General features: G+C 42.0%; 10 protein-coding genes and 1 other RNA gene. 7 read left to right on the top strand and 4 right to left on the bottom strand.

Annotated features, from left to right (window positions below; genetic code table 11):
- Positions 1-250 precede the first annotated feature (250 nt).
- Together FC093_RS14085 and FC093_RS14080 are read left to right on the top strand one after the other, a co-directional pair.
- Positions 251-1,654: an ammonium transporter gene (locus FC093_RS14085; protein ID WP_137262437.1), complete on the top strand. Its 1,404-nt coding sequence runs from the start codon at positions 251-253 to the stop codon at positions 1,652-1,654.
- A gap of 300 nt (positions 1,655-1,954) precedes the next feature.
- Positions 1,955-3,058: an outer membrane beta-barrel protein gene (locus FC093_RS14080; RefSeq protein WP_137262436.1), complete on the top strand. Its 1,104-nt coding sequence runs from the start codon at positions 1,955-1,957 to the stop codon at positions 3,056-3,058.
- Positions 3,059-3,259: 201 nt separating this feature from the next.
- Here the strand turns inward: FC093_RS14080 and FC093_RS14075 are convergent, their stop codons facing one another.
- A complete protein-coding gene (locus tag FC093_RS14075; RefSeq protein ID WP_137262435.1) occupies positions 3,260-5,836 on the bottom strand; it encodes a phosphoenolpyruvate carboxylase in 2,577 nt (858 codons plus the stop codon).
- A 234-nt stretch (positions 5,837-6,070) separates the two neighbouring features.
- Between FC093_RS14075 and FC093_RS14070 the strand changes: the two genes are divergently transcribed.
- Together FC093_RS14070 and rseP are read left to right on the top strand one after the other, a co-directional pair.
- Entirely contained in the window at positions 6,071-7,225 is a 1,155-nt protein-coding gene (locus FC093_RS14070) for a 1-deoxy-D-xylulose-5-phosphate reductoisomerase (protein WP_137262434.1), read from the top strand.
- Positions 7,226-7,586: 361 nt separating this feature from the next.
- Positions 7,587-8,942 (top strand): RIP metalloprotease RseP, encoded by a 1,356-nt coding sequence (gene rseP, locus FC093_RS14065; RefSeq protein ID WP_137262433.1) that lies wholly within the window; start codon positions 7,587-7,589, stop codon positions 8,940-8,942.
- Positions 8,943-9,142: 200 nt separating this feature from the next.
- On the opposite strand, the gene FC093_RS14060 is transcribed toward rseP, so the two are convergent.
- Positions 9,143-10,951, bottom strand: a complete 1,809-nt coding sequence (locus tag FC093_RS14060) for a MutS-related protein (RefSeq protein WP_137262432.1) — start codon at positions 10,949-10,951, stop codon at positions 9,143-9,145.
- An 89-nt stretch (positions 10,952-11,040) separates the two neighbouring features.
- On the opposite strand from FC093_RS14060, the gene ssrA reads away from it, so the two are divergent.
- The 3 genes from ssrA to FC093_RS14045 all read left to right on the top strand — a co-directional run bounded on the left by ssrA (position 11,041) and on the right by FC093_RS14045 (position 12,988).
- Positions 11,041-11,415, top strand: a transfer-messenger RNA (tmRNA) gene (gene ssrA, locus FC093_RS14055).
- A gap of 357 nt (positions 11,416-11,772) precedes the next feature.
- On the top strand, positions 11,773-12,045 hold the full coding sequence (locus tag FC093_RS14050) for a UBP-type zinc finger domain-containing protein (protein ID WP_137262431.1): 273 nt from the start codon (positions 11,773-11,775) through the stop codon (positions 12,043-12,045).
- 10 nt (positions 12,046-12,055) lie between these two features.
- A complete protein-coding gene (locus FC093_RS14045) occupies positions 12,056-12,988 on the top strand; it encodes a DUF5996 family protein (protein ID WP_170971090.1) in 933 nt (310 codons plus the stop codon).
- Positions 12,989-13,561: 573 nt separating this feature from the next.
- Here the strand turns inward: FC093_RS14045 and FC093_RS14040 are convergent.
- Positions 13,562-15,064: a RagB/SusD family nutrient uptake outer membrane protein gene (locus FC093_RS14040; RefSeq protein ID WP_137262430.1), complete on the bottom strand. Its 1,503-nt coding sequence runs from the start codon at positions 15,062-15,064 to the stop codon at positions 13,562-13,564.
- A gap of 25 nt (positions 15,065-15,089) precedes the next feature.
- A complete protein-coding gene (locus FC093_RS14035) occupies positions 15,090-18,176 on the bottom strand; it encodes a SusC/RagA family TonB-linked outer membrane protein (protein WP_137262429.1) in 3,087 nt (1,028 codons plus the stop codon).
- Between the last annotated feature and the right edge of the window lie 402 nt (positions 18,177-18,578).

The following is an 18,578-nucleotide window of genomic DNA, read 5'->3' as shown; positions in this document are numbered from 1 at the left end:
AAAAGCTAAAATACTTTGTAACTGCTGTTTGTCAATTAGAATGGTTGATTTCCCTCTGTTCCGATATGCGGACGGGTACCTTAATGGCTTTTATATCTTAAATATAAGATTAGCACCCGACAGGTTTTCTGCAATAAAGTCATCATAATAATACATAATAATAAAAAATATGTATTATTATTTTATAATTTATCCTAAAAAATTATACCTTGCTATAAATATTTCTGAGTTATTTTTTAAAAATCATCCTATGGCAAGGCAAACCTTCAAACAAATTGCACCTTTTTTGGTCTTAGCTGTAATCTCTGTCGCGTCGCTTTTTATTCCTTCTTATGTGCCAAAAGCAGGTGTCGAATACAACTCGGCAGATACTGCCTGGATTATTGTAGCTACCGCACTGGTGTTTTTAATGACTCCGGGGCTAGCTTTCTTTTACGGTGGTATGGTGCACCGTAAAAACGTACTATCCACTATGATGAAAAGCGTGGTAGCAGCCGGCGTAGTAAGCGTACTCTGGGTAGTGGTAGGCTTTAGTCTTTGCTTTGGCGATACCATTGGCGGAGTAATTGGCAATCCAACTACCTTTCTGTTCTTTAAAAATGTGTTCTCCGGTGCGCCCGTATTGCAAGGCGGTACGCCCATGACGATTCCGCTACTGCTTTTTTCATTGTTTCAGTTGATGTTTGCCATAATTACACCAGGCTTGGTAGTAGGCGCTGTGGCCGAACGTATTCGTTTTACTTCTTATATTTTATTTATTTGTCTTTTCAGCTTGCTGGTGTATGCGCCCTTGGCACACTGGTCGTGGCATCCACAGGGCTTTTTGTACAAAATGGGCGTGCTCGACTTTGCTGGTGGTACGGTAGTTCATATTTCGGCAGGTTGTGCAGCACTGGCGGGTGCATTGGTACTCAAGCGCCGGAAAGTGCACATGGAGCATAGAGAAGTACCGCCGGCAAATATACCGTACGTATTAATTGGTACGGGACTGCTGTGGTTTGGGTGGTTTGGGTTTAATGCCGGCTCGGCATTAGGTGCCAATATGTTGTCTGTTTCGGCTTTTGCAGCTACCAATACAGCTGCTGGTGCTGCTGGTTTGTCGTGGATGTTTTTTGACGCTATTCGTGGCAAGAAGCCCTCGGTGCTGGGCTTTTGTATCGGTGCAGTTGTAGGCTTGGTGGCTATTACACCGGGTGCTGGATTTGTAGCTATTCCGCAAAGTATCTTCATTGGTTTTGTAGCGGCACTTATTTCCAATATTGCCGTTCATCTTAAGCAGAAAACCGTATTGGATGATACGCTGGATGTATTTCCCTGTCATGGCATTGGTGGTATGGTTGGTATGTTGCTCACCGGCATTTTTGCCACTAAAACAGTAAACGCTGCCGGTAATGATGGCTGGTTTTATGGCAATTTCGATTTCTTTTTTATCCAGTGTAAGGCTTTGCTGATAGTAGTAGCCTACAGCTTTACAGCCTCGTTTCTTATTTTCAAATTCATCAACTTCATTCTGCCATTGCGCGTGAGCGAAGCGGAAGAGGAAGCTGGCTTGGATGAAAGTCAGCATAATGAAAAATATACACAGGGTACACTCATCGTAACAGCTACCAATGGTATGGTGTACGAAAAGGAAGCTGAGATTGAGAGCCTTTAACATCTAAACGACCCTTCTACTCGGAAAAGCATTCCTAAATTATGGAATGCTTCTCTTGCTTTTTAAATCGCCTGTTTTCCATTTACCGGTTTCTGGCTATTTCCTCAATCGGCGGATGGCTTACTATCCTAAATCTGGTGATTAAAACAAAATATATTTAACTGGTTGTGCATTTACTTATGCTTCCCATCTGCTAATGTGTTTACGATGATGCTTTTGAACATATCATGCATTTTATGCTTCTGATATTGCCTGCCTGGAAATTGTATTCTTTTATCATTAACCTAAAAACTATTTCTTATGAAAAGAACCGCTCTTTGTTTGTCCGTGCTGGCTGGCTTTCATGTATGTTATGCACAAGACACCACTGCGACTAAAACAAATACTTCGGGCGTGGAAGTGGCAGGTGTAAAAATTACCGGCTCGCTCGATATGTATTACCGCTACAATTTTGCCAACACTACAGATGCTGGTGGGCACCCGGTAACAAACAATTACACCAGTTTTACAAATTCACAAAATGCTTTTGAGCTGGGCATGGCAAGCATACAGGCTACGCATAATTTTGGCAAAGCCAGTGCTTTTATTGATGTAGGATTTGGAAGAAGAGCAGAAGAATTCAATTATCCAGACGGCAACATTGGTTCGGGCAAAAATGGCTATACTACCCTTGCAGCAGTAAAGCAATTAAATGTAAGCTATGCAATAAGTGACAAATTTAAACTAACTATGGGTAAATGGGCTACGCACATTGGCTACGAATTGGTAGATGCCTATTTAAACCGCAACTACAGCATGAGCTACCTGTTTTCGTACGGTCCGTTCTCACATACGGGTTTAAAAGCGGATATCGGTTTGGGTAATAAGAGTGCTTTGATGGTGGGTGTAACCAACCCAACCGATCAGGCAACAACATTATCATCGCGCAAGTACGCCATTGCACAGTTCAGCACCGGCACAAATAATGATCAATTGAAAGCTTACATCAATTACCAGGGTTCTTATGGTGGCAGCTATGGCCTCACCCAGTTTGATTTGGTACTGAACGGAAAAATTACCGACCGGTTTAGCATTGGTTATAATGGTACGGTGCAATTGGTAAAGCCAGAAAACGGCAATGCCAATAATTGGTGGGGTTCGGCTTTGTATTTGAATTTTGATCCAACCAGTACTTTCGGCATTACATTGCGGGGTGAATATTTTGATAATCAAAAGCAGGTGGCAAGTGCACCGGCAACCAGTATTTTTGATGTAACGCTTTCCCCTAATTTCAAAATAGGCAACCTGACCATTATCCCCGAACTGCGGCTGGATGCTGCTAAAGAAGAAGTGTTTGTTCAACACGATGGCAGCCCAGCTAAAACCACTTTAAGCGGAATACTGGCCGCCACTTACCATTTTTAACTATATTCTGTTTTTAATGGGTTTTATGGCAAATAAAAAAGCAAGCTGCTCCTGATACAAGAGCCGCTTGCTTTTTATAACGCTATTCAATAGTTTGGTTTAAGAGATAATGCTTAAGCCAAACTATTCATTTGCTATTTTTCCAATTAAATTAAGCCATACCAGCTCACAATTCGTAACTCAAAGCTGCAGCCTCCGTTCTTACACACTGTTTCTTCCCGCATTGATAATTCCGAAAGAGCACCGGATAATGAGCTTTTCGTAAATGTCTTTCAATGGTGATGGTGTGCCTTTCTGTTCGTGCTCGCGCAATTTACTGATGCAATATTGCTGAATGGTTGCCAGCGGCAGCACAATACGTTCCCGCATTTGAATAGACAATTTTTCCACTGGATAATCTTCCATCAACTCTGTATTGCCTGATAAGCGCAATACATATTTAATGGTGAGTTCAAATTCTTCATAAGCCATCTTCCATATTTCGCCAAACCGCTCATCTTTACTTAAGAAAGCAGTAAGCGGGAAAAAGCATTTCTTCATCACCATCTCACAATTATCAATCAGCGTTTTGAAAAATAAGGAGTTTCTATACAACTGCTGCACTTCTTTCCATTTACCTTGTTCTTCCAGCTTTTGCAAAGCTGTACCCACGCCGTAATAGCCGGTTACATTTTGCTTCAACTGGCTCCAGGCGCCAACATAAGGAATAGCCCGTAAACTATCCAGCGATAGCCGGGAACCGCCCCGCTTGGTTGGACGGCTGCCAATATTTGTTTCGGCATAAAAACGCAGCGGACTTGCCTGGCTGAGATAATCAATAAAATATGGATGATTTTTAAGTTCAGAATAGGCTTCATAACTCACCTCAGATAATTGTTGCAGCAACACTTCTTCACTTTCGTTAAGTGTTAGTTTTCTGCTCAAAGAAATATCATTGATAATACCCGCATGAATCAACTGCTCGATGTTGTATTGCGCAGAATCAATTGTACCAAAGTTGGAGCTTACGGTTTGTCCCTGTATGGTAAGCTGTATTTCTTTATTGGAAATATTATGTCCCATCGAGGCATAAAACTTATGCGTTTTGCCACCGCCGCGCGAAGGAGGGCCACCACGGCCATCAAAGAAAATCACATCTATATCGTACTTTTTGCTAACGGCAGTTAATTGCTCTTTGGCCTTGTAAATACTAAAGTTTGCCATGAGGTAGCCGCCGTCTTTGGTGCCGTCGCTAAAGCCGAGCATGATGGTTTGCGTATCGCCGCGCCTGCGTAAATGATTGCGATAGATTTCATTTTGATACAAGCTTTCCATTACCGGCGCTGCAGCTTGCAAATCATCTATCGTTTCAAAAAGTGGAACAATATCCACCGTGAGCGATTCTTTTTGCCAGCCACTCAATAAAAACAATCCAAACACTTCTATAATACTCAATGCGCTTACGGCATGGCTGATGACATAGCGATTACAAGCGGGTTCGCCATTCGCCTGCTGAATAGTTTTAATGACCCGCATTGCAGCAATTACATCTTTTTCCACTTCGTTATCCAGCACGTTCGTATCTACTTCGCTGCTGATATTTAGCAAGGCATTTATCCTTTCCGCTTCCGGGAGCGATTGGTAATTGTCGGGTAAAAGGTCTGTCCGTTCTGCAATATGTTGCAGCACTTTTTCGTGTATCGAGCTATCCTGCCGCACATCCAGTGCAGCAAAATAAAACCCGAAGATTTCTATTTTACTAATCAGGTTTTCTACTGCATACTGGAATAACCCATTGTGTTCGTATTTAATGGTGTTTTTTACCTGGCGCAGCATTTCCAAAATATCTTCTTTATTCAGGTCAGTGCGGTCGGCTGTGAGAAACAAATTAGCATATAATTTTCTCTCTAACTCTGCAATTACATTTTCCACACCTTTAAAAGTGAGGCGACGCTTGAGTTTGCGCACATCCTGGTAGTAACATTTTACAATAGCACCCCGCAAGGCCTCGGCAACTTTTAGCGTGGTTTCGGCAGTCACAAACGGGTTGCCGTCGCGGTCGCCGCCGGGCCAAAAGCCCATTTGTATTACCGGATTTTTTGATGATACCGCATGTGGAAAATAATTTTTCATCTCCGCTAATATTTTGCCGGAGGCAGGGTAAAATACATTTTCCAGGTACCATATCAGGCTTACTGCTTCATCATACGGCGTTGGTTTCTGCTTACGCAAAAACGGCGTTTTGCCCAATTGCTGTAAATAAGAATTGATGAGTGCCGCATTTTCATTCATTAATGCTTTAGACAAATCGTGAATAATGCCTAACACTTCGCCGGGATAAAACTGAGTAGGATGCGCCGTAAGCACAATGCGAACGCCAAAATCTTTCAGCTTATTCTCCAGTTCGTCTTCTTTATCAGACTGGTACACAACAGACTGCAACTGTTTTACCGTACCCGAACCATTCATATCATTAATCTGGGTAAAGGCTGCATCTTCCAGTGCATCAAACAATACTACTTGTCTTTCGGCATATTGCACGAAACGAAAGAGCAAATCCAACTGTTCCCTTGTTTGCTGGTAGCCGGTGTATTGTTGCAAAAAAGAATCAATAATTTCTACCGGGCTTTGGTTCTTTTTAAAACCTTCTTCGCACTGAATTAAAAAAAGCGAGAGCAACACACCGGTTTTTTCGATACGGTGAAATGGCAGCGAAGTAAATAAACTGTTGTACAATTGAAACCTGACTCCTACAAGGTTTCTAAAATGCTGTAGCGCATTGTTGGCAGATACATCCATTGGTTATCTTTAAAAAATGATAATGGCGGGCAAAAGTTAGCAACTCCTTTCGGGGCGCCCGAAATTACAGTAAACAGTTTAAATAATACCACCTGTTTTTTAGATAAATGTTAATCATCCTTGTCTTATTTTGCACTGCTTTTAAAAAAGGGTAAGCTGGACAAAGCTGGCAATGGTTTTGCTAATGCAGGCCGGTTATTATTTATCTTTACCCCATTTTTCTAAAACCAGTTGATGATTAAACGCATAGCCATATTTGGTTCTACAGGTTCTATTGGGCGGCAGGCGCTGGAAGTAATAGAGGCACACAGCGATAAATTTAGTGCCGAAGTATTAACTGCGCATACCAATGCCGAACTCCTGATAGAACAATCATTGAAATTTAAGCCCAACATAGCGGTAATTGGGGATGATCGGAAATATAAAATGGTAAAGGATGCGCTGGCAAAAACTGATGTAAAAGTGTTTGCCGGTGAACAATCTATTAATGAAGTAGCCTCTATAGATTGCTACGATTTGATGCTGGCAGCCATTGTAGGGTATGCCGGTTTGCAATCTACACTCAATGCCATTGATGCAGGTAAAACAATTGCGCTTGCCAATAAAGAAACATTGGTGGTAGCCGGGGATATTGTGATGCGTAAAGCGTATGAAAAAAAAGTTCCGGTAATACCTGTAGATAGTGAACATTCGGCTATTTTTCAATGTTTGATAGGAGAGGGGCGGAATAAAATTGAAAAAATAATTCTTACTGCCAGTGGCGGTCCGTTCAGGGGTAAAAAACCTAATTATTTAATGAATGTAAAGCGCGATCACGCTTTGCAGCACCCCAACTGGAGCATGGGCGCCAAAATAACAATCGACTCTGCCACGCTGATGAATAAAGGTTTGGAGATGATTGAAGCAAAATGGCTGTTCAACCTGGACCCCAGGCAAATAGAAGTGCTGATACACCCGCAAAGTATTATCCATAGTATGGTGCAGTACGAAGATGGCAGCATCAAAGCGCAAATGGGCTTGCCCGATATGAAGCTGCCGATACAATATGCATTGAGTTTTCCCAGGCGCATCAAGAGTGACTTTCCGCGTTATAATTTTAAAAACCCGGCTACCCTTACATTTGAAGAGCCGGATACAAAGACCTTTCGCAATCTTCCTTTGGCAATTGAAGCCATGCACAAAGGCGGCAACATGCCTTGTATTTTAAATGCTGCCAACGAGATTGCAGTATATGCTTTTCTCCGCAACCGTATTGGCTTTATGGATATTACCGAAGTAGTGGAGCAGGCTATGGGTAAGGTGCAGTATATCAACCATCCTACGCTGGAAGAATATTATTATACCGATGGTGAAGCCCGCAGCTTTGCGGCTTCTATGATTCAGATGTAAGTTTTTTGGAACCATGAAGAAAGGAAGTTACACAAAGTTTTTTCTTTTCTTAAAGCCTTTGCCGGTGTTCTTCACCGGCAAATAAATATCGGTTGGTGAAGAGTGCCCACAGAGGCAAAAAAATAATTTGAACTGCTTTTTGAACCACAGAATCGCAGAATCACAAGGGGCACAGAGGTACAAGACGTACTTTTTCCTTATCAATTATTCTTTGTGCCATTATAGTTCAAATAGAAAATCTTAAATTTTCCCTTCATCCAACATCCTTCTTTATTGCTGCTTCATAAATGATTATCATTGCACGATTTTTTTCGGCATTGCCGCAAACTATCAAGCATTTAACAAGATTGCGTATTTTACAATGACAACATTATTAGCTATAGACTGGACAGTAGCAGGTGTAAAAACATTACAGTTCATTCTTTCTTTTTCAATATTAGTTACCCTGCACGAGCTGGGACATTTTGTAGCTGCCCGCATTTTTAAATGCCGGGTAGAAAAGTTTTATTTATTCTTTAATCCCTGGTTTTCGCTCTGGAAAAAGAAGATTGGTGAAACGGAATATGGTATTGGCTGGGTACCGTTTGGAGGCTATGTAAAGATATCCGGCATGATAGACGAAAGCATGGATAAAGAGCAAATGAAACAGCCACCCAAGCCGTATGAATTCAGGAGCAAGCCCGCCTGGCAGCGATTGATTATTATGGTTGCCGGTGTGGTGGTTAATTTATTATTAGGCTTTTTTATTTATGCCATGATGCTATGGCACTGGGGCGAAGAATATATTCCTACCAACCAAATGACGTATGGTATTGCTGCCGATTCGCTGGCGCAAAGCGTAGGTTTTAAAAACGGCGATAAAGTGGTAAGTGCCGATGGTGAATATATTGATCGCTTTAGTAAAATACCATTGGCGGTTGTTCTAAATTCTGCCAAAACGGTGCAGGTGCAACGCAACGGGCAGCCGGTAAACATTGTTATTCCCGAAGATTTTCCGGGCAAACTGATTAGCTATAAAGACATCAACTTTATTGATATCAGGGTGCCGCTGGCTCCTATAGACAGTATTTCGGGTGATACGACTGCCGCTTATAAAGCAGGACTGCGGAAAGGTGACCAGATATTGAGTGTAAATGATACGAGTGTTGCTTTTTTGAATGACTTTAGAATTCTTCTTCAGCATAATAAAAATAAAACCATTCACCTGAAAATTTTGCGCGGAAATGATACCAGTACTGTACAGTTGCATGTGCCTGCATCGGGTATGATAGGTATTAGCAACGGTGAGCCATCTAAATTTTTTCAGGTTAAAACCATTAATTATACCTTCTTAGAATCTATTCCGGCAGGCTTTAAAAAAAGCTGGGAAACGCTGGTGTCTTACTGGCTGCAGTTAAAGCTCATTTTTAGTGGAAAAGTGAATACGAATGAGTCATTGGGCAGTGTAATAAGCATTGGTAAAATGTTTCCGTCGGAGTGGGATTGGCAAAGCTTCTGGAGCATTACTGCATTCTTTTCTTTAGTTTTAGCCTTGATGAATATTTTACCTATTCCAGGTTTGGATGGTGGTCATGCACTGTTTACGGTAGCCGAATTGGTTTCCGGGCGCAAACCGAGTGACCGCTTTATGGAAATTTCGCAAATGGTGGGCATGGTGTTACTGCTTGGCCTGATGGCGTATGCGTTAGGGCTGGATTTCTGGCGGTTGTTTAAATAAGCTTTTTCTTTTACCGCAGACCTGCCTGTCGGCAGACAGGGAACAAAAGTTTAAAGAGGTTTCGCAGAGCATGTTTTTATGCTGCAAAACCTCTGTTTTTTATAGTTAATATAACCTCTGTTTCAACAAGGTTTTTTGCACTGTCTTCTACTCTCTCCGCGAAACCTCCATTTACTCCTGTTCTCCGCGGTGAAAAAAAATCACTCCATTTCAATACCAATATTCTTCATTAAAATAGAAGCATTCATACTTTGGCAAATGCCGTGTTTTAGTTTGTAATCGAAATACAAGTCATTGCCCGCTACCTGCACATCAAAATGGTAGTTGGCAATCGCTTGCGGATACTTAGTTTCCAGGTTGGCGAGCTCTACATCATGCGTGGCAATAACGGCAACGGCATCGTAATGCAATAATTGTTTTATCAAGGCCGCCGAGCCGGTATGCCGGTCTAAAGAGTTGGTGCCGCGCAGTATTTCATCCAGTAAAATAAATATTTGTTCTTTTCTTTTTACAGCCTGAATAATGGTTTGCAGTTTCTTCAGTTCTGCGTAAAAAGTTGAAGTGCTCTCAGCTAAATTATCCGTTACCCGCATACTGCTCATGAGGTGTACCACCGAAACTGCAAACGTATTAGCGCATACCGGCGCACCCATAAACGCCAGCACCATGTTCACACCTGCACTACGCAGAAAAGTGCTTTTGCCACCCATATTGGAACCCGTAATAATGGCTACTTTACCGCTGCCCTGTATTGCAAAATTATTATCAATTCTTTTTGTTTGTGCAATTAGCGGATGCCCAATCCCAGTGCCTTCCAACGTAAAATGTGCATCCGCAATTTGTGGGAAGCACCAGTGCGGCTGATTGAATGCAAGTGTAGCAATGCTCACTAATACTTCTGTTTCGGCAATAGCAGCAAACCATTTATGTATTGTATTTTCATTGCTTTTCTTCCATTTATTTAGCAGGAGCACTTGTTGCAGATCCCACAAGAAAAATGTATTTAAAATAAAGAAGGCAAAAACATTCAATCGTACATCAAAGCGGTTGAGAATACTTTTTAATTCTTTAACCTGTGAGGAAGCATAGTCGCCATTTTCACTTGTAAGTGCGCTTTTTACAGCCCTGCATTTTTCATTGGTAAAAGTTTGTTTTTCTATTAATGCCAGGAGTTTTTGCAGCGTACTCATTTCGTTAGCGATGCGTGATAATAACACCCAAACCGAATTTATTTTTTTACTTAACGAAGAGGCAAACAGGAAAAAAATAAAGATAGCTGCATATAAAATAGCTGCAGGAATTACATCATACACATACAGCAATATCGTACTCAAACTTACCACGGGGAAAACAATCCTTAGCCACTTCCATATTGGTGCGTCATATACCGGCGGTTGTTGCATCCAGGCTGCTATTCTTTGCTGCGTAGCTATTGTGAGCGCACTTTCTATTCCGTCGGCACACCATTGTTGTCGCCAGTCTATGGTGTTGATTGCTTCTCTTACAGCTTGCTGTTCCTGTTCAACTTCCGGTTTTATAAGCGGTTGCAGCAGCCGTTGTGCCAACAAGTTTTTGCCTTGTTCCGATGTACAGCGGTTGAGGTACTGATAAATGGAATATTCACCAAAAATGTCTAAATCATTGGCGTAGCTGTGGTGTGCTGGCAAAAAGGAAACTCCGGTTTCTCTGTTGGCATAATTGCCGTTGAGAATGGCTATTTCCGCTTCATTAATGTCAATCAACCGCTGCAGGTTTTCGGCAGCGGCTTTTGCGTTCATATCTTTTGATACAATGAATAAAAACACACTCATGCCGGCAAGCACTTCTATTAATAAAGAAGTGGCATGTTGGCTTTTCCATCCATAAATGACTGCAAACAGGGTTATCACAACCACGGTAAAGCGCAGCCAGGCAATGCGTGTGCGCTTTTTATTAATTTGTTGTAATGCCTTCTTAAATGTCGCTATCCGCTGCTGGTAAATTGCTATAACAGAATCATAATTATTCATGCCGGTGCCACTCAATATTTAAAAAAAGAAATAAATGATGTAAATTTGCTGTCCCAAAAAACTGCAAATGTACGTTTGCATATTCAACCGGGGCTGTACCTGGTTTTGACAGCATACGTTGCGGTAGGTGTAAGCATGCAGTGCGTTGTATCATTAGCACTTAAATCTGAAGATTCAAACATTAAATGGCAATACACAGTATGCCATGGCTGCCTAATCAGTGATTAGTTAGTCATTTGGGCCGCAAAACAGGCTTGCCTGTTGCCAGGTTTTGCCGCCGACTCAAAACAAACACAGGCTGCTGCAGCAGAAGGCTGTGACTGCTGCAAAAGATACATTCAGCTAAGGAAGTGGTTGGTTGGTCTGTTTCCTGCCACATCCCGACAAATAATAATGGACTAAGCATGTAGAAAGCTTATGGTAATGATGTTTGGACAGGGGTTCGACTCCCCTCAGCTCCACAGCCGCTTTCGATAGCCTTGTATAATTATACAAGGCTATTTTTATTTCAACAGGGTATGATTATTTAGTTGCATCCTATCACTTCTTTTGGGTGTTAAACTATTTTCGTTTGGGTTTCCGCTGGAAGACCCTGCTGAGATTGCAAAGTCTCATAATTTATTGAAGGATTGTACAACCAGACTATTGTATCTTTAACACAAGGTGCTTTCAGGATATTATTATGTTTATTACTTCGTTATTAGTTTCTTTATTTAATTCAGTTTGATTGTTACACTTTTGTTGTGTTGTTGATTGTTGCCACTGTAGTATAAACCGTATTTTTAAAAAAATAAAATATTATACAACCAAAAACAAATATAATGAATACAGAACAAATTTGCGGACATATAAAAAGCATACAAGAAATTAAACATCCCCAACAACTCGTATGTGAGGAATGCATTAAAGCAGGAGATACCTGGGTGCATTTAAGAACTTGCCAAACCTGCGGTGTTACTTTATGCTGCGATAGCTCACCCAACAAACACATGACCACACATTATCATGCAACGCAACATCCGGTGGTTGCCTCTGCACAGCCACACGAAAGATGGCTGTTTTGTTATGAAGATGATGCATTTGTTGAATACTAAAACGTACAACATGAGCAATAGTTGGCCGGAATTGACATACGAAGCGCTGAAAGACACAGTAGCTACTGTACAGTTATGGGCGCAAATTGTAGGTAAGGTACGGCTTGTAAAGATGCCCTGGATTAATCATTCCTGGCATGTAACCTTGTATCTCTCCGCAAGTGGAATAACTACTGGCAGTGTGCCTTATAGTGAGGGACTATTCCAAATAGATTTTGATTTCATACAACATACCTTATCTATTACTACCAGTACCGGAAAGCAAGATACTATGCAATTATATGCCCGCCCGGTTGCTGATTTTTATAAGGTATTTATGGAGAAATTAAATAAGCTGGGTATTGAAGCAACTATTTATGCCAGTCCAAACGAGCTGGATCCGGTAATTCCGTTTGCAATGGATAATACCCATAGAGAATACAATCCGGAACAAATGCATGCACTGTGGCAAGCCTGGATACATATTCATGTTGTATTTACAAAGTTCAGAGCAAAGTTTATAGGAAAATGCAGCCCGGTACATATATTCTGGGGCGCTTTTGATTTGGCAGTTACACGTTTTTCAGGCCGTAGAGCACCCCTGCACCCCGGCGGCTCGCCTAATATACCACTACGGGTAATGCAGGAAGCCTATTCACATGAAGTGAGCAGTTGTGGTTTTTGGGTGGGAAACGATCAGTTCCCTTATCCTGTTTTTTACGCCTATTGTTATCCCACACCAGAAGCATTTAGTAAAATGGCAGTACAACCAAAGGAAGCATTTTATAGCCATGAAATGGGCGAGTTTTTTCTCTCTTATAAGGATGTTATAACATCTGCAGACCCCGAAAATTACCTGCTGCAATTTCTTCAATCTACCTACGAAGCCGCTGCCGAAACAGGCAACTGGAATCGTAAAGCATTAGAAGAGGACTTATCGGTTTTTGAGAAACACTATTCTTAGTCATCAAACAATTCAGGTGCTGTTTAGGATTGCGGTAGAATGAAACTACAGTGGCAAAAGACTAACTATACCTGTTCTAAACATGATTTCAAGTGTTAAAATGGTGCAACAAACGTCTCTGCAGGCAGCGCGAAGCAGTTTGTGCTGAGCTTAAAACTAATATTGATGGCTCATTTTGAACTTTCTACTATCCACAGATTGCCTCCTGCTTCGTACCTCACACTCGTAAGGGCGCAGGGTTCTAACACTATTGGAGGCTAACTTTTACCAGGTATTCTTTACCGCAGGTTACCAAATTTTTAAGAAGCACCGTGAATTGTTCTCTGTGCACTTTGTCTAACAGCAGGGTAGGTTTATGGTTCAAACGCCTTCTCTAAACAGTTAGTGCACGGCGGAGACTATACTAAAAATCAACAAATTTATCCCAAAAACAGTGCCCATAGGTGTTGGCGTACCTATGGGCGCTGTTAAGTATCATTAATGGCACCTGATTCTTCCTGTTGTAATGATATTAAATTACATCAAGAAGAATCAAGTATAATTATGTGAACATTGTATCATGTTCAATCCTGCTTAAAATCCTGGGTTTTGCACCAGATTAGGATTGTTGTTTATTTCGCGAAGTGGAATAGGAAATAATAACTGATTTTGCGTAAACGTCTTGCCCCAAACAGTGGTATGTCCAACAAAGTCATCAAATTGTTTGGTAATATCATTCCGTACCTTTCTTGTGCGAAGCATGTCAAACCAGATCTTGCCTTCATACGCCAGCTCGAGATAGCGTTGTGTCCATACCTCTTTTTCAAATTCGTCCTGGCTCATGGCGCTGATTGGCGGTAATTTGGCTCTTTGGCGTATGGCATTTACAGCTGCAATAGCAGTTGCGTTAGGACTGCCTTCTGCGCGGTTAGATGCTTCTGCATACATCAGCATTACATCTGCCAGCCGGTAAATGGTATAATTCAGATCGGAGTGTGCAGTATTGGTTACGGCACTTACATCAAACCATTTGTAAATGTAGTATCCGCCTAAAACAACGGTGTCGGTAGTAGTGCCATTTCTTGGATATTTAGTATAATAAAACTGCCTTTCCTGCACACGTTTATCACCATCAGGATAGCTTTTTACAAATTGGGTGGTAGGCACCAGCCCGCCAAATTCATCTGAATATACCGCAATATCCTGGTACTGAGGCAATGCCTTTGCAGTAAGATCGTTGTCACTCAGCCCTGCAGCAAACTGTACCTGCCAGATGAACTCGCCTTTGTTTTTATTAGCCGGCTGAATCATGTCGGTATATTCGGGAAATAAAATAAAGCCACCGTTATCCATTACTTCTTTTGATCGTTTAGCCGATTCTGCATAATACTGATCGCCGCCCTGAACCGGGTAGCCAGCATAGGTCAGATACACATCGGCCAATAACGATTTAACTGCGCCCATAGATACCTTTCCGGTGTTATCCTGCCAGGGCAGCGTAGAAGCTTCAGCAGTCAGCAGGTCAGGGATAATTACCTGGTCGTACACATCTTTTACAGGATTGCGCTGTGGATTTACATTGTTCAGGTCCGATACCACATCAGTTATAATGGGTACATCACCATACATCCTTACGAGATAGAAGTAGTAGAAAGCTCTTAACGTGTGTACTTCTGCCAGCAGGTTTGCTTTAGTGGCCGTATCCATAGGTATATCAGCAATTTTTTGCAAAGCCAGGTTGCAGTTGGCTACACCATAAAAAAGCCCTTGCCACCAGGTGTCAATATAAAACGATTGTGCATCGTAGGTAAGGTTGTAAAACCTGAAGCTTTCGGTTTGGGCATTACCAAATGCTTTACCAGACATAAACTCCATTAATTCTGCCGTATTGCCACCATAGCCACCCGAACCCTGATCGAGGGTAGTAAGCTCGGAGTAAGCGGAGTTAGCAAAAGCGCGGGCAATTTCGGGGCTGGTAACACTGGACGATGGCGTAAGCGAGCCGGTAGGATTTTCATCCAAAAACTTCGTACAGGAGCCAAGGCCAAATAAGAGCATGAACAATAATATATGCGGGATGTGTTTTGTATTTTTCATTACTTACAGATTAATAATTCTACAATTAAAAACTAAGATTTACGCCAAGGTTTATTACACGCGGATGTGGATAAGGAAAGAAGTCCTGGTTTTGAGTCAGGTTTCCGCCAAAGGTGGTTACCTCGGGGTCGTAGCCGGAATATTTTGTAATGAGGAACAGATTCTGAGCGCTGGCATAAAAGCGCAGACGGTCTATTTTCCACCTGTCTGTGAGCGCACTTGGCAGTGTGTAGCCCAATACAAAATTCTGACCTCTTACAAAAGCACCGTTCTCTACCCACCAGCTATCAATGTGCGTTTGATAAAAAGCTCCATAATAGCGGACTTCGGCAATCTTACTATCCTGGTTCTCTGGTGTCCATGCATCTAATACGCTGGCTAAGCTGTTGGCAATTGCCTGCCTGTCTTGTGTGGAGTGTTTGAAGTTGGCTACGGTATTTACACCCAGTACAAAACGGATGTCGAAAGTAAAATCAAAGTTTTTATAGTTCAATGTATTCACAATATCGCCTGTCCATTTAGGGAAAGCCTGACCGAGACGTACATTATCTGCATCATCAATTTTGCCATCATTGTTCTGGTCTTTCCATTTCAGATCCCCAGGCTGCAGGTTATATTTTGCTGCTTCTGCGGCATCTTTTGTGCCCCATACGCCTTCTCTTTCATATCCCCAGAAGGTACCTATCGGCCAGCCTACACGCAGTATATTGGTTTGTCCCAAAAACCAGGGACCCGGATAAATGTCATCATTGTTTTTACCCAACTGGAGTATTTTACTCTTGTTCGTAGAGGCAATGATACTGGTAGTCCATCCGAAGTCTTTGGTATTGACGTTTACAGTATTTAAAGAAAACTCAAACCCTTTATTCTCTACGGAACCTATGTTTTGGAATACACTTTCTAAACCGGAGGTCCATGCTATAGGTGCTGCCAGCAGCATATCCTTTGTTACCTTACGGTAATAATCAACTGTCAGATTGATGCGGTTTTTAAATAATCCCAGCTCCAAACCTGCATCAAACTGGTTATTACGTTCCCACTTTAAATCAGGATTACCAAAGCTTGCGCGGTACACCGTTGGCTGCCGTGTACCATCGAAAATGGTAGTACCGGATGCCAATAGCTGAATAGAATTATAAGTACCTATCTCCTGGTTGCCGGTGGAGCCGTAGCTGGCGCGTACCTTCAGCAAACTAATGGTCGGGTTGTCCTTCAAAAAGTTTTCTTCGGAAATATTCCAGGCAGCGCCTACAGACGGAAAGAACGCATATTTGTTATTTTCTCCAAACTTGGAAGATCCGTCATATCTGCCTGTGGCTGTAAACAGATATTTACCGCCGATGTTGTAGGTAAGCCGTGCAAAATAAGAATTCATTGTCCATTGATAGTCCGAAGAACCTACGCCAGGCTGCCCTGTACCGGCACCTAAATTGTGCCAGGCCCAATAGTCATCAATAAAATCGGAAGTGCTTGCGCCGCTGTATTCCTCGCTATACTTCTGCCAGGAAAGACCTACCAATGCAGTTAAACGTTGATTGCTGTTGATCTGCTTGTTCCATGTCAAATAATTTTCGCTCTGCCAGTAGGCCCTCTGCCAGTTGTTTATACTGGCAACACCCCTTTGGTTGGCTGATAAAGAGGATAATTCTCTGCCTGAGTAGAAATTATTTTTCTGGCTGTTTAAATCAAATCCGAAATCAGACCGGAAATCAAGATCTCTGGTAATGTGAAACAATGCATATACATTACCCAATGAATGTTGCTTGTTGATAAGTGTATAACGGTTTTTAGCAATGTTTACAGGATTGCTGCCCCCTTCCATACCCGGAAAATCGCTGTTGCCGGCCCATGTGCCATCCGGATATTTTACAGGTAAAATAGGCAATGCTTCTATTACCATTCTGGATACATTCAGCCCCCCGTTTGCATCCGATACCATTCTTTCTTTGCTTTGTACCAGCGAAAGGCTACCGCCTATCTTAAGCCATTTTTTTACATCATTATCCATGGTAAAACGGGCACTGTATCTGTTGAACCAGGATTCTATCATCAAGCCGTTCTGATCTAAAACACCCAGCGAGGCACTATAAACCGATTTATCGCTTCCTCCCTGCAATGTAAGCTGATGGCTTTGGCTGTAAGAGGTCTTGTACACTTCGCTTTCCCAGTTGGTGTTATACAGCGGATTGCCGTTTGCATCGAAAAGGTTTGGCAATGAGGCAGGATCTACCGGAACGTATTTTCCTTCGGCATAGCCAATGGAATCATATTTTGCAGTATTTGCATAAGCCAGCTTATATACCTGCATAAACTCGTTTGCGTCTAATGCTTCTAAATGGCGCTGTAAGCTATTCTGAGATACATATCCATCATAGGAAATGCGGGTTCTGCCCTTAATACCACGCTTGGTAGTAATAATAATTACGCCATTAGCACCTCTTGCACCATAGATGGCAGTAGATGAGGCGTCTTTCAACACTTCAAGGGAGGCAATATCGTTGGGGTTGAGGCTTGTAGCATCTACGCCAATTACGCCATCCACCACGTATAGAGGCTCAAGGCTGGAGTTAATAGAACTGTTGCCACGAATGCGCACCTTAGCAGGCTCGCCTGGTGCACTGGTGTTAATGCTTACATCTACACCGGCTACCCTGCCCTGTAGTGCCTGCGATACGTCTGTTACCGGTCTGTCGAGCAGTTTTTCGGCTTTTACAGTGGCTACAGCACCAGTAAGGTCAGACTTCTTGGCAGTACCATAACCAATCACCACCACTTCGCCCAGCGAATCGGCAGCTACGGTCATTTGTACATCAATGGTGGTGCGGTCGTTTACCTGTATTTCCTGCGTTTGCATACCAGTGTACGAAAAGACAAGAATAGAAGAGGACGATGGCACGGTGATGGAATATTGTCCTGCAGCATCTGTAACAGTACCACTGTTGCTTCCCTTTACCTGTACCGATACATTGGCCAAGGGGTTAAGACTCGCATCTGTGGTTCTGCCGGTAACTGTTTTCTCCTGCGCCCAGGCAGGCATAAAAAAAAGCAATAGCAAGAGGCTTAAGAAAGCAAATTTTTTTTGCTTTATAATGTTTACATAGAGGTGCTTCATAAGGCAACTTTTATAGGTTTATGAAAATATAGAAATATGCAGTGCAGACTTAGCAATATGTTTTTGCCAGCTATATGCTATTGATAGCATTTCAATTATTTATGAACATGATAATGGGTAAGCGACTAATAGGTATATTGGAACATATATGGAAACAGTAGTTTTTCATGTTGTCAGAGGTTAAATGAAATGGTTAGCAATCAGCAGCAAAAATAGCAAAATAAAGCTTAACTTAAACAGACAAGACCTATAAAAAGATTACTGCACGATAGCAAAATGAAAGAAGAAACGGTTAATTTAAAAGAGATATGAACATAATGCTTCAACAGGTAGGCAGGTATAATTAATAAGTGTCAGAAGAGCACCCTACTGACTTTGAAGCTGGAAGCTGTTTGCAATTTT

Origin of the sequence: Ilyomonas limi (assembly GCF_005233845.1) — a bacterium.
Taxonomy (GTDB): Bacteria; Bacteroidota; Bacteroidia; order Chitinophagales; family Chitinophagaceae; genus Ilyomonas; species Ilyomonas limi.
Note: the sequence above shows the minus strand (reverse complement) of the source record. Positions and strands in the feature narration are given on the sequence as shown.

Coding starts and splice junctions, on each gene's coding strand:
- FC093_RS14085 (WP_137262437.1), top strand. CDS start 251: ATGGCAAGGCAAACCTTCAAACAAATTGCACCTTTTTTGGTCTTAGCT.
- FC093_RS14080 (WP_137262436.1), top strand. CDS start 1,955: ATGAAAAGAACCGCTCTTTGTTTGTCCGTGCTGGCTGGCTTTCATGTA.
- FC093_RS14075 (WP_137262435.1), bottom strand. CDS start 5,836: ATGGATGTATCTGCCAACAATGCGCTACAGCATTTTAGAAACCTTGTA.
- FC093_RS14070 (WP_137262434.1), top strand. CDS start 6,071: ATGATTAAACGCATAGCCATATTTGGTTCTACAGGTTCTATTGGGCGG.
- rseP (WP_137262433.1), top strand. CDS start 7,587: ATGACAACATTATTAGCTATAGACTGGACAGTAGCAGGTGTAAAAACA.
- FC093_RS14060 (WP_137262432.1), bottom strand. CDS start 10,951: ATGAATAATTATGATTCTGTTATAGCAATTTACCAGCAGCGGATAGCG.
- FC093_RS14050 (WP_137262431.1), top strand. CDS start 11,773: ATGAATACAGAACAAATTTGCGGACATATAAAAAGCATACAAGAAATT.
- FC093_RS14045 (WP_170971090.1), top strand. CDS start 12,056: ATGAGCAATAGTTGGCCGGAATTGACATACGAAGCGCTGAAAGACACA.
- FC093_RS14040 (WP_137262430.1), bottom strand. CDS start 15,064: ATGAAAAATACAAAACACATCCCGCATATATTATTGTTCATGCTCTTA.
- FC093_RS14035 (WP_137262429.1), bottom strand. CDS start 18,176: ATGAAGCACCTCTATGTAAACATTATAAAGCAAAAAAAATTTGCTTTC.